Raw genomic sequence first — 15109 nt, 5'->3', positions numbered from 1 at the left:
AAATATATATGGCAAACGATTCTTTGATCAAACAAGTAGAAGAAGCCTTAAACACAATCAGACCGTATTTGGAAGCTGATGGTGGAAATGCAAAAGTAATTGATGTTACTGAGGATGGTATTGCTCAGATTGAATTGCTTGGTGCATGTGGTGATTGCCCAATGTCTGCTATGACTTTGAAGGCAGGGATTGAACAAGCAGTAAAAAATGCTGTACCAGAAATTGTGAAAGTAGAAGCTGTAAATATGGCTGAGTAGTCAGCTTACAACTTATTTCTATACATAAAAAAGCAACAGGGAAGCTCCTTGTTGCTTTTTATGTTTAATATGAAAATGATTTTTTACAGATTACATAACCTTGTGAATGTCTCCGGAACCTGAGATTTTTACACTTTGTGTAGTCGGCTCTCCTTTATAAGAGATATCTCCAGAACCTGAAATTCTAGCTTCTAACTCGCCATTAATCGTTAATTTTGCATCACAAGAACCACTCATGTTAATTTCTAAGTTATTTAGAATTAGATCATAAGTGCCCACATCACAAGAGCCAGAAAGAGACATTTCAGCATCATTTTTTACATTACCAGAAAGGTAAATATCTGTTGAACCAGAAGCAGATAAATCTAATTCATTGACTTCAATAGGAAGTTTTATATCAGATGAACCGCTAGATGCTATTTTCAATTCGTCAGCTTTTACAACATCACGAGAAGTAACATCGCTAGAGCCTGATGAAGAGATATTTTCCAAGTTTTTAAAATAAACATATATAGTAGCAGAAGGAGAGCTATTATACCAACTTCTAACCTTTGGATTTGGTCTGATTTTAAGACTTTCACCTTCTACCTCAATTTCTATATCTTCTGCTTTTGTAGATCCTTTCAATTGAACTTCTACAGCCGTTTTGTTGCCTTGTTTTAAAATCACATCAAACGCACCACTAACTTTCAATGCGCTGAAGTTAGGAAGGTCTTTTTTTATGTCTTGAGCAAAAAGTGAAGCACTCAAAAATGAAAGAGCAAGAACAAAAACGGTTTTTAGATAAGTATTTTTCATGTTGGTTTTATTTAACTGATTTGACCTAAAGATGTAGGTGAAAAAAGAAGGTTGCAGCACTACAAAAATATTTTTGAAAAAATATGGGTTTATATAAGTGAGTATTGAGTGAGGTAAGATCTTTTTTCTAAAATGCTGTTGAAATTAATATCTTTGCTAGCTCAAACTTATCAATTATAAAACAAAAACCATGAACGCTACACAGCTGAAGGATTTAAAGGCAAGAGTGGATGCCTTGAGGGGGTATCTTTGACTACGAAAACAAAGTAAAACTGATCGAAGAAGAGGAACAGCAGACTTTACAACCAGGATTTTGGGATGACCCAAAAGAGGCTGAAAAGGTACTGAAAGAGATTAAGAGTAAGAAATCGTGGGTGAAGGACTTCGAGAAAGTTCAAGGTCTTTTTGAGGATCTTGAAACCCTTTATGAATTCTTTGAAGCAGGTGATGTTTCTGAAGAAGAAGTAATTGAAGAAGGAAAGAAGACGGAAGATGCCATTGAGGAATTAGAAGTCAAGAAAATGCTTTCGGGCGAAGAAGATTCACTGAACGCAATGCTTGAGATCAACCCAGGTGCTGGAGGTACGGAGAGTAATGACTGGGCCGAGATGATTTTCCGTATGTACATGATGTGGGGAGAAGCAAATGGTTTTAAAGTGAAAACAGTAAACCATCAGCCAGGTGAAGTAGCGGGGATTAAATCTGCAACTTTGGAGTTCGAAGGTGAATTTGCTTATGGTTACCTCAAATCTGAGATTGGAGTACACCGTCTTGTTCGTATTTCTCCTTTTGACTCGGGAGGAAGAAGACATACTTCTTTTGCTTCAGTTTTTGCATATCCTGTAGTAGATGATACTATAAATATTGATATTAATCCAGCCGATATTACTTGGGAAACATTCCGTTCAGGAGGTGCTGGTGGACAAAATGTAAATAAGGTAGAAACAGCCGTTCGTTTACGTCATGCACCATCGGGTATTATTGTAGAGTGTCAGCAAGAACGTTCACAGCTTCAGAATAAGGAAAAGGCTATGAAGATGTTGAAATCTCGATTGTATCAACAAGAAATTGAAAAGCGAAATGCTGAACGAGATAAAGTAGAAAGTTCTAAGATGAAGATCGATTTTGGTTCTCAGATTAGAAACTATGTACTACATCCTTATAAGTTGATCAAAGATGTACGTACAGGTCATGAGCGTACCGATGTACAAAAAGTCTTAGATGGTGACATTAATGACTACATCAAAGCCTTCCTAATGGCTCAATAATAAAAATTTTATCTATAAGAATAGCCCATAAGATCTTTGATTAGGATTTTATGGGCTTATTCTATTAAATTTATAACAACGAATACGACCTAAGTAAAAGGTTTTTCAAAAGAAGGAAAAGTAAGAGTATTCACAAGTGCATAAGTAAAATGAAAATGTTTACGGACTGACTTTTATTGAAAATTTAGATTTTTTTATCCACAACTGATTACATATTTAATGTAGCGTTGTCTAACTCTAAATTGATACACTATTGGTCCAAAAAATCAATCACGAACTAATTAACCTACTAACATGAATAAGTATAAAAATTTCGCAAGTACAATGCGTCTATTTTTTACTCAATCGATCATTTTTTTTACTTGTATATTTATTCTTTCAGCATGCGAATATGAACATTATTCAAAAGATGTATTTGTAAGTCAGCTTGAAAAAGAAGGAATGTGGTGGTTTGAAGAAGACGATTATCTGCTGTATTTCATTGCAGATCAAATGGGCGTAGATAAGTCTGAGATTTCGATCTTAGGAGTTTCAACAGAGAAAACACAAAAGGCAACTCTTGCCGCAATCGATTTTGAAATAAATCAAACAATCAAAAGAAATTTAATTCTAGAGATGAAGAATGTGATAGACCTAGATCATATGTTTATGGGAAAACAGGTTTCGGGTTTATCAATAAGTTGTGCAGGAAAAGGAAGTTGTACAACAGATGCCACAATTAGAAATGATGGCTCTGTTTTTTACACCTGTGATTGTGGAGGAGAAATTATCAAGACTACTATAGTCAATTAACTTTCATATCAAGAAAAATAACTATTACTTATATAGATTACCGCTAAAGAGCTTCTGACATTTGTGAGAAGCTTTTTTTGTATAAAAATATCACTGAAAATATATCTCAGATTATTTATATCTTGCCCCAAATTGAACAATTAGCTTTAAAACCGGTAAATAACAACTATGAAAGAAGTACTTAAAACCCTAGGTATTCAGGATGTGAATCCTGCTTACGCAACAGGTTTGGAATGGGCAGAACTAGGAGGACGTGAGATTCGTGAAATTTATTCTCCTGTAAATGGTGAGTTGATTGCAAAAGTAGAGATGGCTACTAAAAAAGACCTTGAAACGGTTATAGAGGTAGGGCAGGCTGCTTTTAAAGAATGGAGAAAACTTCCTGCGCCAAAGCGTGGCGAAATTATTAGACAGGTTGGAGAAGAACTAAGAAAGTATAAAGATCCTCTTGGAAAATTAGTAACCTACGAAATGGGTAAAATTTACCAAGAAGGTTTGGGTGAAGTACAAGAAATGATTGATATCTGTGATTTTGCTGTGGGGCAATCAAGACAACTTTATGGCTTGCAAATGCACTCAGAGCGTCCAGAGCACAGAATGTTTGAACAGTATCACCCAATCGGGATTGTAGGAATAATTTCTGCATTTAATTTCCCTGTAGCTGTTTGGGCATGGAATGCTATGCTGGCGGGTATCTGTGGAGATGTTTGTATTTGGAAACCTTCTGAAAAAACACCTCTTACAGCTATTGCTTGTCAGAATATCCTTAAAGATGTTTTGAGAAAGAATGGATTACCTGAAGGTATTTTTAATCTTGTAATTGGTGATGGTGAAGTAGGTTCTGCGATGTCTCATGACAAGCGTATTCCGTTGGTGTCAGCAACTGGTTCTACTAGAATGGGTAAGAAAGTTGGTGAGGCTGTAGGTGCTCGTCTTGGTAAGTCATTATTAGAGTTAGGAGGAAACAATGCAGTGATTATTTCTGAACATGCAGATTTGGAAATGGCAATTAGAGCTACTGTATTTGGTGCTGTTGGTACATGTGGGCAACGTTGTACATCTACTCGTAGATTGATTATTCATGAGAATGTCTATGAGGAAGTAAAAAATAGATTGGTAAGTGTTTATCCTAAATTACCAATTGGTAATCCTCTAGATGAGTCTAAATTGGTAGGGCCTCTTATCGATCAAGATGCTGTAGATAACTTCAAGAATGCATTGAGTAATGTAAGTGAAGAAGGTGGAAATGTTCTTGTAGGTGGTGAAGTTCTTACTGGCGAAGGATATGAATCGGGTTTTTATGTTACTCCTGCAATTGTAGAAGCTAAGAATGAATATGAAATGGTTCAAGAAGAAACTTTTGCTCCTATTTTGTATTTGATCAAATATTCTGGTGATATCGAGAATGCTATCGAGATTCAAAATGGAGTGAAGCAAGGTTTATCATCTGCAGTATTTACACTAAATGTAAGAGAGTCTGAAAGATTCCTTGCTGCAGCAGGTTCTGATTGTGGTATCGCGAATGTGAATATTGGTACTTCTGGTGCTGAAATTGGAGGCGCATTTGGCGGTGAAAAAGAAACTGGAGGTGGTCGTGAGTCAGGTTCTGATGCATGGAAAGTGTATATGAGAAGACAAACCAACACACTAAACTACAGTACAGAATTGCCGTTGGCACAAGGAATAAAATTCGATATTTAATGAATTAAAGTTCCAAAAGTTACAAGACCTTAATTTCAAGAAGACTTGAAGTTAAGGTCTTTTTTCTATTGATAAGGAATGAAATGTTAAATTATTTTTTTACTTTTAATTGAATTATGCTCAAAAGCTTACAAGAGAGGAGAAATGAGTCGTAGCTTTTTAAGCTTAAACTGAGACAATTTTTTCTATATTGTAATAGAGATGCAGGTTGGCATTACCATCAAAATTGACTTGCCTTTATTATTTATAACCCAAATAAAATTATTATTCCCTTCAACGAATGGCAGATAAAAAGTTTTATTCCGTAATGCTCATTGATGATAATGAGATCGATAATTTGATCAATCAGAAGATGATTGAAGCGGCGAATATCAGTGAAAATATATACGTACATTCGGGAGCAAAAAGTGCGATTGAGTTTTTGAAAAATGTCGAGAAACTTGACAGTGTAGCTGAAACTATTCTCCCAGATATCATTTTCCTTGATATTGACATGCCACTCATGGATGGTTTTCAGTTTTTGGACTTGTTCGATAAACTGAGCGAAGCAACGAAGAAAAAATGTAAAATTGTCATGTTGACTTCGTCAATTAATCCACAAGATATCAGTAAGTCTAAAAACTATACTTACGTTAAGAAGTATATAAATAAACCACTTACTCAGCAAAATATTAATACACTAGAAGTGTAGATTTATACTAACGGGGTTAAAAAGGAGATACTGAGAATCATCGGTTTCTCCTTTTTTATTTAGAATGCTTCCATCACAGTCATGATAAGCGTTGATTCTCCTGTAATACTTCTTCCGTAGTCTAGTCTAAAGTTAATTCGCTCTTTTGGGACTAGATTAAAGCGCCCTCCTAAACCGTAGACCGTATTCATTCCCTCTGTCCAGTTATCATCTAAGTGTGCTAGCGTATTTCCTGTACCTACAAAAGCTGTTACACCAAATCTGTTATCTAAAGTTCGTCGGTATTCTGTTTGTACGTAATAAATGTGCTGGTCTATGTATTTACTCTGGTGGACAAGACCTCTAAGAGATTTAGAACCACCTAGATTAGGCATATTATAAAAAGGGACTTCCCCAAAAGTCATTTGCATGAATGCTTGTACAGCCAATGAGTTTTTACCATCTCCGAGTTCAAAATAGTTCCTAAAATCAAATAAAACAGTCTCATAATCGTATGAGCTTCCTAAGTATTTGCCATACTTCATAGCTGAGAATTGCCAAAAGCTTCCTTGAGTGGGGTAGGTGGTATTATTTCGTGTATCCCTTTTCAAAGTTACTCCCAATCCATTAGCCCATCCACCATCATATCCTGTGATATCTGGTTGTAATGATTCTCCTTCAAGGTTGAAATTGTGTACGTGGCTCAAATCATACTTTAATCCTATGAAATAAATATCATTGATAGATTTATTGATTTCCCCCATAAAAAGATAACGTGTAGATGAGAATAGGGTCGTTTGAACTTCTTCATTCGGTTGTACCCCAATACCAAAGTAAACTCCGGGCATATTTAAAAAATTAAAACTAGACATGCTGTTCCAACCGCTCTTTGAGAAAATCATAGCATCTAAAGAAAACATATACTGTTTCTTGGTTGAGTAACTAATCGATGGAACAAATGTAGTTGGTCTATGAAATCGGCTGTTTGTACTCTGCTCATCTTCCTCTGGTTTAATACTATAAACACCAAAAATCCCAAAATCTAATCCGATAGCACTTGAGTATCCTAAGGTAGGAAAAGCAGCAAAAGTGGTATTGCCTTTTTCAACAGTTACAAGGTCTAGAGTTTTTTCTACAATATTGTTGATAAAGCCCACTGTATCTGCCTCCACTTTTTCGGTTTTCTGGGCAAAGAGATAGGTGTTTGTCAATAAAAATGTAAAAAGTAAAATGAATATATTTTTCATAAGGCATTCTTATAAATCTTCAATATAGACAGACCCCAAAGTGCCTTTAAATGATGTGGATTAGCTCTAATCTTTTAGTAATAAGTGTTAAGGTATTTTCTTGTGTAGAGCTTACTCTATAAACCTTTTTACATAGGCTTTAATTTTCAAGCTTTATTTTGAGCATCATTTTATAAAAATGAACTACTGTTGTTATCGGGTACTTATAGAAGTAATCACTAACGAATAGTTAACTATTTCTACTAGCTAAACGATACTTATGCCACTTACGCTATTTGATATAAACGATGAAGTAAAGGATGCCTTGGCCAATAATCAGGCTGTACTTTCTTTAGAATCGACTGTATTTGCACATGGAATGCCTTATCCTCAAAATCTTGAAACAGCAAAAAAAGTTGTAGAAGTAATCAGAGGAGAGGGGGTTGTACCTGCTATCATTGGTATTATTGATGGGAAAATAAAAGTCGGATTATCTGACAAAGAATTGGAGTTCATTTGTACTTCAAAAGATATTATAAAAGTCAGTAGACGAGATTTACCTTATGTAGTAGGTTCTCATAAAAACGGGGCGACAACAGTAGCTTCAACCATGATACTTTCACACATGGTAGGGATCAAGGTTTTTGTGACAGGAGGAATTGGAGGGGTTCATAGGGGAGGAGAGAATACCTTAGATATTTCTGCTGACTTGAATGAGTTAGCTAAAACGGATGTAGCAGTGGTCTGTGCAGGGGCAAAAGCGATATTAGATATAGGAATGACTTTAGAGTTTCTTGAAACAAGGGGAGTACCTGTGATTGGTTACAAATCTGAAGATTTTCCAGCATTCTACTGTCGTGAAAGTGGTTTTAAATGTGATTATTCAATTGATACTTTAGAAGAATTGGCTAAAGTAGTAGAAGTGAAATGGAAAATGAGGTTGAAAGGAGGAGTTGTGATCGCAAACCCTATACCTAAGATTCATGCAATGCAAATATCTGAAATCAATATGGCAATCAGTAAAGCAATGCTTGAGGCAGCAGAAAAAGATATAATTGGTAAAGAAATAACGCCATTCTTGCTCGAGAGAATAAGACAAGAAACTGAAGGTAGAAGCTTAATCGCAAATATTCATCTTCTTGAAAATAATGCACTGGTAGGCGCACAGCTAGCAAAGACAATGGCAGAAATGGATATATAATTCTTTTGAAAGCAATAAAGCCCCATTCGTTATGATTTAGAGTGGGGCTTTATTTGTGCATTAGAGTCTTTTTAAAGCTTAAGAGGCTACCTCAGCAACTTTTTCTTTTACATTTTTATTAGCATTCATCGCCTTGTACATTAGAAATATTGAGGACAATGTCAGTATTGCACCGAGACCTCCCGCAATAGAATAATTTTCGTAAGTACCACTAGGCGTTTCCATAAGAATATAGCCTGCAATAAAAGAAGCAAGAGCAGATGCCATTTGTTGGACACCTGATCTGATACTCATAAATGCTCCCCTTTCTTCGGCTGTTGCTGTATCTAAAACCATTGTGTTGGCAGGGATGCTTCTTCCCCCAAGAATAAATAATAAGGTAGAAGCAATTAATACAAAGTGGATAGGAGTAGGGCCCATATTTGTAATTATCAGGTGAGGGATAAGTGAAAGTAAAGCCAGTATTGCATATACTTTCAATCTACCATATTTGTCCGTTAATCGACCAATGAATGGCGAAGAGAAAATAGTGACAATCCCACCGATGAAGTATATCCAAGTCAGGTGATTTTCAGAAATTCCGACATTATTGACCATATATGGAGCTAAGAATGGGATAATAATGAAATGCCCGAAAAACATCGAAAATAGTCCTGCTAATGCAATAATTTGTGTCTTATTTCTAAATATTTTACTTAAAGCTCTAAACGAATCTGATAGACTTCTCGCTTGTTTTGTATTATTGATTTTGGGTATGAATTTTAGGATTGCAAACCATAACAATACTGCGACACCCACTATGAAAATGAAGGGTGCTTGCCAGTTAACGTTTAATCCTAAATATAGCCCAAGAGGTACACCTAAAGAAGATGCTGCTGAAAAACCAATGAGTAAAACGCCCATTCCTTTTCCTCTTTTTAAGACAGGCAAAATATCACCAACCATAGAGAAAAGTATAGCGTTGATTACACCTCCAAAAATCCCTGTAAACGCCCTTGCAACAACCAAAGATTCATAACTAAAAGCCAAAGCACAAAAGGCTGTTCCTATGATGAAGCCTGTATAAATACTTAATAGAAAGCTCTTGCGTTCGAAGCGGTCAATGATAAAGAAAGTAAGGATTCCAGATATTCCAGCTGAAAAGGTATAAGAGGAAATGACAAGACTCCACTGGGAAGGTATGAGATCAAAGACTTCTTTGAATTGATTCCCTAAAGGCATCATGATCATGAAGTCTAATATGTTAGTAAAACTTACTGCTGCTAGTAAATATAATATCCGTTTTTCTTTTGTAGTGAGTTCCATTTATATCGTTTTGTGAACCATTCATTCACGTAAAATCACTTCGTTTTGTTCAGGATATTCGAAATTGTTAATTATAAAATGAAGAAAGCTGATGCGAATACCACATCAGCTTAAACTCTAAAGTATTTATCTTGTTCCTAAATTCTCAAAATTGTCTTCTTCAAATTCATCCCATTCTTCCATACTGAATATTAAATTACCTTCACCTACTTCAGCTTTACGTCTGAGGGTAATATTCGATGCGAAATCAGCATCATCCCCAATCACGCCAAACTGATCAATGGCTTCTTCTTGATGACTTAAAACAAAAGCATCATTTCCTGTAATGCTTATACTTGCTTCAAGATTTTGGGTGATGTTCTCTGGAAGTAAATCTTGATCAAAACTTGAGTGTATAATAAGGTAGGTTGAATATGCTTCGATTTCCCCACTTAGGTCTAAAGTAGAACTAGATTCTGTCGCTCCATTTGCATAAAAAACTATACTGTAATTAGCTAAATCAATAGACTCAGCTGTAGGATTGTAAATCTCTATGGCTTTGTTGTAGCCACTTCCTTCTGCATATTCTGAAATATATAAAGCATAATTTTCGAGCTCAACAGGATCTAATTCCCAATCAAGATCGATTCCATTCTGAGAATCATCAATAATGAGGTTGATGTTCCCAATTCCATCGGCAGTGAGTTCTCCTGAGAAATTGAAACTTATTTTTAACCAATCAGAAGGTTGTGCATTTTCATAAGAAAAAAGCGATTGATAATTGATGCCGTCTTTCTGCATTCTGACATCAAAATTGAAGTTTCCCGACTCGAAGAAACCAGAATAGGTCATTTCATCATTTGGAGAGAATAATAAACTTCCTGAATTGGTGCTTACAACGGTGTAAATGTCATCAAAAAAGTCTAAGGTATTCTGTATGTAGGAAATACTGACTTTTACATTTTCAAGTGTACAATTAATTGAAACTTCCGTTTCTTCATTAGCTGAAATAGAAAAACTTTCTGATTGTCCGCTATAAATGGAATCTGAAAAGCTTGGCAAGCTGTACTCGTTGGTGTAAGCTTTTGCGATATAGTTTCCTTCGGGTAAAATCAATTCTTCACTTAGTGATTCTGTGTCTAATGATCGGATGGAGTTCTCTAAATCATCTTCATTGAAAATATCAATGGTAAAAAGGTATGAATCCTCTGTTATTCTTGCATTTTTAAGCGGTACAGGGTTTTGATTTTGATTCACCGAAGGTATGAGTGTCAATATGCCTTGGTTTGTAGAGTCATTACTCTCCAATAGGTTACAGGATGACGAAAAAGATAAAATGAGTAAAAAGAGAATAGATTGTTTCATTCTAAAGGTTGGGTTATGAAAAATATTAGGTGTAAAAATTTTAGATAGTCTATAAAAGATAAGGATAGGTAGGTGAATAATCAATAGAAATATTTAGAATATAATAAAAAAACGGCACGTTTAGTTAGACCTAAACATGCCGTTTCTTTAGTGAAAAATATGTTATCTAAGCTTTCAATGCAGCCATCCTCTGTAATAAAGGAGGGTGTGTATAATGGAAAAATACATAAGCAGGATGAGGGGTTAGATTGCTTAAAGCATCTACCGAAAGCTTTTTCAATGAAGAAATCAGATCATTAGCAGAAGATGTAGAACGCGCATAAGCATCTGCCTCAAATTCATTCTTTCTTGAAAGTACATTCATTGTCAATCCTGTAATTGTAGAGATTGGACTATATAACAATGAGAAGACAATAAGGCTTAAGTGGAAAATTGGTGTTTGAGTTTCTACACCTAAAGCCGCTGAGAATGAAGGTTCATTAATTACTAAACTCAATACATATAATGTAATCAACATATTGACCGCAGAAATAAATAACATCTGAAGTGTATGCTTCTTTTTGTAGTGACCTACTTCGTGTGCTAACACAGCTACAATTTCTTCAGTAGTCATTTTCTCAATCAAAGTATCGTAAAGTACGATGTTTTTTGCTTTGCCTAATCCACTAAAAAATGCATTTGCTTTTGTAGAACGTTTTGAGCCGTCTAGTACCATCACATTTTTTAATGGAAAATCTACCTTATTAGAATATGCCTCAATTGCGTTTCTTAATTCACCATCTTCTAAAGGAGTCAATTTATTGAATAAAGGAAGAATCCAGTTGGTATAGAACATTGTAATTAAAAGTGTAAATACCATAAAGATACCCCAAGCATATAACCAGAAGAATTCTGGGAAGGCATTGTAGAACCAAATGAATACACTAAGCAATAAGCCTCCAATAACAGCGCCTAATACTAAACCTTTGATTTTATCTAGAATAAATGTTTTAACAGTCGTTTTATTGAATCCGAATTTTTCTTCAATTACAAACGTAGCGTACCAGTCAAATGGTAAAGAAATGATTGTAGAACCTAAACCAATTACACCAAAAAATGCCAAAGAGGTCCACATAGGATTCAGCCCAAATGAAGTTACATAATCATTGATCCACGCAAAACCTTTCACAAGCATCAGAATTGTAACAATAAAACTAAAAATTGAAGAAATATTACCTAGTTGATCCTTAGCCTTTGAATAGCGGATAAACTCTTCGTATTTATCTTCATCATATATTTCACTTAGCTCAGAAGGTAGTTGAGCTTTCGTATTTTTTTTATTTAAATACCCTAAAGTTCGTTCTAGTAAGAATTCAACTGTTAGAATTCCTAAAATAACATACAAAATTGTCTGTTCCATCGTTTTCTTTTTTGATCTCTTTTACAAATCTAAGAAATTAGATGATTAATTAGTGTTCAAAAAATAGTTCAAAAGATAGATTTAGAATATGAGAGCTTTTATCCTATTACTATTCATATCTCAGTTGAGTTTTTTTTCAGTATATGCCCAATGTGAGGATTGTGCCCCAACAACTGAAGATATAGACTACTGTTTTACCGATGCTCGATTTGGAATTAGATGTGCTCAGTTTATTGAGAAAAGTGATTATTTTATTTTCTCTACTAAAAAAAGTAAGTCTTACAAACTTCCGATAATTAAGGAAGGTGAAAATCATGTAGATTATTTGCTGACACAGATTACTGAAAAGACAGCAAAACTTTCAGCCATAGATGTTCTGTTTTTGGAAGTAGCCTTGGAAACTTGGAATGTAGAAAAAACGAAAATTGGTTTCGATTTTACAGATTCTGGTTTAGGTATTAAAATCTTAGAACAAGGAAATGGAGATATTCCAGCTAAGGGAGATGAAATTGTAGTTCACTATAAAGGTATGCTAGAGAATGGGGAAGTCTTTGATAGTTCTTACGACAGAGGTACTCCTTTGACATTCCCAATTGGTGTTGGTCGTGTAATTGATGGATGGGATGAAGGTCTAACGAGTATTCCTGTAGGAACAAAAGCAATATTAAGAATTCCACCAGAGATTGGATATGGAGAACGTTCTATCGGACGTATTCCTGCAAATTCAACTTTATATTTTGAAGTAGAATTGATCGATATTGTAGACTAAGAAATATTAGCGAAATAGAAAGAGTCACTCTAAAGGAAGATTTAGAGTGACTCTTTTTTTATTATAATCTATTCAAGTGTTTGGTAGTAGTACAGCTCATGTTCTTTGATGAGGTCGGGGTGGAAAATCTTAATGAGGTCTTTTAGTACAATATCTGGGCTCATTGTAGAGGTTTCATAATACTCATTCCAGCCTAGTGCATTTAGTCTTTTATTGTTATTGAACAAGTGATTGTCCTTTACAGCCAGAAAGTCATTAAATCTGTGATCAGTCTGAATAAGCTCTTTTTTATTACGAATCGAACTAATGTTTATCCAATAATCACATTTGTGTCCTTTTTCATAAACGACTTCAAAAGCCATCGGTGTACTCGCAGTACCTTTATTATTTTCCCAAGGTAAATCTGCTCCCGCATCAGAAAGCAGTGTAGCGATATAGCTATTTTCATTAGGAACATGCCAAGCACCTTGGTAAGAAAGTCCTGTTAAAACTTTAGGACGGTTTGTTACTTCAGCTGCAATCTCTTTTGATTTTAAATAGTTTTCCTCCACAAGGTCAAAAACCTCATTAGCTTCTTTTTCTTTATTGAAGAAGCAGGCAAAAAATTTAATCCACTCTGCTCTACCTAAAGGTGTATTTTCTTGCCACTCGGCAATTGGTACATAATTAATACCGAGATTTTTGTATTCACTACCAGTTCCGAGTTGAGCTGCTGAATAAATTGTATATGTGACAAGCTTAGGTTGAACAGTTAGCATTACCTCTTTGTTTGGTTGGTTACTGCTTCCTAAATCTGTGATCTGTTTCTGAGCGATCATTTCTTTTACCAAAGGATTTGAAATAAAGGCTGTATCTGATACGGCTGTAAGAAAAGGAAGTGTACCTAGCCTGTCAAAGTAGGCTAAATGTGCATTTGAAAGCGATGCAGCAGATTTTATTGGAATATCTATAACTGATATAGCCTTATTTTTCACTTCAGTTGGCACTTGTGCACCCGACTCTTTCAAGATGTAAGTAAGCGTGTCTTTACTTCCTGAAAAAGGCTCAATAATGTTTAGCTCTTTGTAGCCGAGATCGTCGTAATATTTTATGTCAAACTTCTTAGCGTATTTTGTTTCAACCTTATCCCATTGGACGTTTATATTTTGTTGATTTTCATTTGAATTGTTAGACTTATTTGCATTTTGGCAAGAAATTATTGTCCCAATTACTGACAATACAATGACTGACTTATAAATTTTTTTTAATCTCAAAATCATATTTTTCAATAATTCTTTGTGTTTTATCCAACTTAATTTATATTTTTCGATATTCATTTAATAATATTTTTAAACAACAAAACGACTAGTACTATGCTTGTTGCGGTCTATGAAACATTGGGAAATGTTATGTTCCCGATAATCAACATCATATTGCTGGCCCTTTACCTAGCTATTCGATTGACTGATGGGACTCTTGACTCAAGTTCAATAAAGAAACTAGCAGGAATCGGAGTAGCGATAATCGTACTTGGAGCCTTTGCTTATTTAGGATTCACAGGTACAAATATTCTTTTATTCAACCTTGTTGTATTGTTTATTGACGGTATTTGGTTTATCGTTTCACTAACGCAATATATGATGAGTATTGGAAGTCAGGAAGAATTAGAGCAAAATTCAAACGAAAACTCTTCTTCAATCCTTGATAAAAAATACGCATCAGCAGGATTTGGTGGTATCAACGGTTTTATGGTATCAAGTGTAGGATGGGCTTTGAGTATCGGAGTTATTCTTGCATTTATGGAATTTCCTCAGTTTGAAGAGCAAGCGCTTATGGATTTAGGTAATCTTGAGGCGGAAGCTGAAGAGCAAATTGAAGTTCCTCAAACTTTTGTAAAGCCACCTCCACCACCAAAAGTTACAATCCCTCAGATTGTAGAGGTGCCAGATGAGGCTGAAATCGAAGAAGAAATTGAAATCGAACTACCTGAATTTGACGAGGAATTCGAAATGGAAGAGGTTGTTGAAGATTTCGAAACTGAAGAGGAAGCAGTAGATGAGATTTTTGAAATCGTAGAAGATCCAGCTTCTTACCAAGGTGGAACTACAGCATTCTTGAAGTGGGTAGGTAAAAACATGAAGTACCCTTCTCAAGCACGTCGTATGGGTGTTGAAGGAAAAGTATACGTTCAGTTTGTAGTTGACAAAGATGGTTCTTTGATCGATGTAAAAACAGTTCGTGGAATTGGTGCTGGATGTGATGAAGAAGCTGAAAGGGTAATTAGAAAATCTATGAAGTGGAAACCTGGTAAGCAAAGAGGTAGAGCGGTAAAACAAAAAATGGTTTTGCCAATCAACTTTAAATTGAGCTAATAACAACTAGGTAATCATATCTTACAAA

General features: G+C 35.1%; 14 protein-coding genes. 8 read left to right on the top strand and 6 right to left on the bottom strand.

Annotated elements, in window-relative coordinates; genetic code table 11:
• Positions 1 to 8: 8 nt before the first annotated feature.
• Positions 9 to 257 carry a NifU family protein gene (locus BC781_RS04295; RefSeq protein WP_109615990.1) on the top strand — a complete coding sequence of 83 codons (249 nt, stop codon included), beginning with the start codon at positions 9 to 11 and terminating at the stop codon, positions 255 to 257.
• 90 nt (positions 258 to 347) lie between these two features.
• Here BC781_RS04295 and BC781_RS04290 read toward each other — a convergent pair whose 3' ends face one another.
• On the bottom strand, positions 348 to 1055 hold the full coding sequence (locus BC781_RS04290; RefSeq protein WP_109615989.1) for a head GIN domain-containing protein: 708 nt from the start codon (positions 1053 to 1055) through the stop codon (positions 348 to 350).
• A 190-nt stretch (positions 1056 to 1245) separates the two neighbouring features.
• Here BC781_RS04290 and prfB point away from each other — a divergent pair.
• The 4 genes from prfB to BC781_RS04270 all read left to right on the top strand — a co-directional run bounded on the left by prfB (position 1246) and on the right by BC781_RS04270 (position 5507).
• A protein-coding gene (prfB, locus tag BC781_RS04285) for a peptide chain release factor 2 (RefSeq protein ID WP_109615988.1) occupies positions 1246 to 2323 on the top strand; the annotation gives its coding sequence in 2 pieces (ribosomal slippage) (positions 1246 to 1305 and positions 1307 to 2323; 1077 coding nt in all).
• 294 nt (positions 2324 to 2617) lie between these two features.
• Positions 2618 to 3115: a hypothetical protein gene (locus tag BC781_RS04280; protein WP_109615987.1), complete on the top strand. Its 498-nt coding sequence runs from the start codon at positions 2618 to 2620 to the stop codon at positions 3113 to 3115.
• Between the two features lie 168 nt (positions 3116 to 3283).
• Positions 3284 to 4816, top strand: a complete 1533-nt coding sequence (gene amaB, locus BC781_RS04275; protein WP_109615986.1) for an L-piperidine-6-carboxylate dehydrogenase — start codon at positions 3284 to 3286, stop codon at positions 4814 to 4816.
• Between the two features lie 280 nt (positions 4817 to 5096).
• Positions 5097 to 5507 (top strand): response regulator, encoded by a 411-nt coding sequence (locus BC781_RS04270; RefSeq protein WP_109615985.1) that lies wholly within the window; start codon positions 5097 to 5099, stop codon positions 5505 to 5507.
• Between the two features lie 59 nt (positions 5508 to 5566).
• Here the strand turns inward: BC781_RS04270 and BC781_RS04265 are convergent, their stop codons facing one another.
• Positions 5567 to 6733 carry a BamA/TamA family outer membrane protein gene (locus tag BC781_RS04265; RefSeq protein ID WP_109615984.1) on the bottom strand — a complete coding sequence of 389 codons (1167 nt, stop codon included), beginning with the start codon at positions 6731 to 6733 and terminating at the stop codon, positions 5567 to 5569.
• A 259-nt stretch (positions 6734 to 6992) separates the two neighbouring features.
• Between BC781_RS04265 and BC781_RS04260 the strand changes: the two genes are divergently transcribed.
• Positions 6993 to 7913, top strand: coding sequence for a pseudouridine-5'-phosphate glycosidase (locus BC781_RS04260; protein ID WP_109615983.1), 921 nt, complete (start codon positions 6993 to 6995; stop codon positions 7911 to 7913).
• A 78-nt stretch (positions 7914 to 7991) separates the two neighbouring features.
• Here BC781_RS04260 and BC781_RS04255 read toward each other — a convergent pair whose 3' ends face one another.
• The 3 genes from BC781_RS04255 to BC781_RS04245 form a co-directional block, all read right to left on the bottom strand.
• The gene (locus BC781_RS04255) at positions 7992 to 9218 is read right to left on the bottom strand and encodes an MFS transporter (protein ID WP_109615982.1); all 1227 of its coding nucleotides are present in this window, start codon (positions 9216 to 9218) and stop codon (positions 7992 to 7994) included.
• 126 nt (positions 9219 to 9344) lie between these two features.
• Positions 9345 to 10562: a DUF4493 domain-containing protein gene (locus BC781_RS04250; protein ID WP_109615981.1), complete on the bottom strand. Its 1218-nt coding sequence runs from the start codon at positions 10560 to 10562 to the stop codon at positions 9345 to 9347.
• Positions 10563 to 10728: 166 nt separating this feature from the next.
• Entirely contained in the window at positions 10729 to 11961 is a 1233-nt protein-coding gene (locus BC781_RS04245; RefSeq protein WP_109615980.1) for a M48 family metallopeptidase, read from the bottom strand.
• An 88-nt stretch (positions 11962 to 12049) separates the two neighbouring features.
• On the opposite strand from BC781_RS04245, the gene BC781_RS04240 reads away from it, so the two are divergent.
• Positions 12050 to 12730: an FKBP-type peptidyl-prolyl cis-trans isomerase gene (locus tag BC781_RS04240; RefSeq protein ID WP_109615979.1), complete on the top strand. Its 681-nt coding sequence runs from the start codon at positions 12050 to 12052 to the stop codon at positions 12728 to 12730.
• A 68-nt stretch (positions 12731 to 12798) separates the two neighbouring features.
• Here BC781_RS04240 and BC781_RS04235 read toward each other — a convergent pair whose 3' ends face one another.
• The gene (locus BC781_RS04235; protein WP_109615978.1) at positions 12799 to 14046 is read right to left on the bottom strand and encodes an ABC transporter substrate-binding protein; all 1248 of its coding nucleotides are present in this window, start codon (positions 14044 to 14046) and stop codon (positions 12799 to 12801) included.
• Between the two features lie 36 nt (positions 14047 to 14082).
• On the opposite strand from BC781_RS04235, the gene BC781_RS04230 reads away from it, so the two are divergent.
• Positions 14083 to 15081 (top strand): energy transducer TonB, encoded by a 999-nt coding sequence (locus tag BC781_RS04230; protein ID WP_245935575.1) that lies wholly within the window; start codon positions 14083 to 14085, stop codon positions 15079 to 15081.
• Positions 15082 to 15109 lie beyond the last annotated feature (28 nt).

Source organism: Sediminitomix flava, from assembly GCF_003149185.1.
In the GTDB taxonomy this organism is placed as follows: Bacteria; Bacteroidota; Bacteroidia; order Cytophagales; family Flammeovirgaceae; genus Sediminitomix; species Sediminitomix flava.
This window is presented reverse-complemented; position numbering and strand designations above follow the sequence as displayed.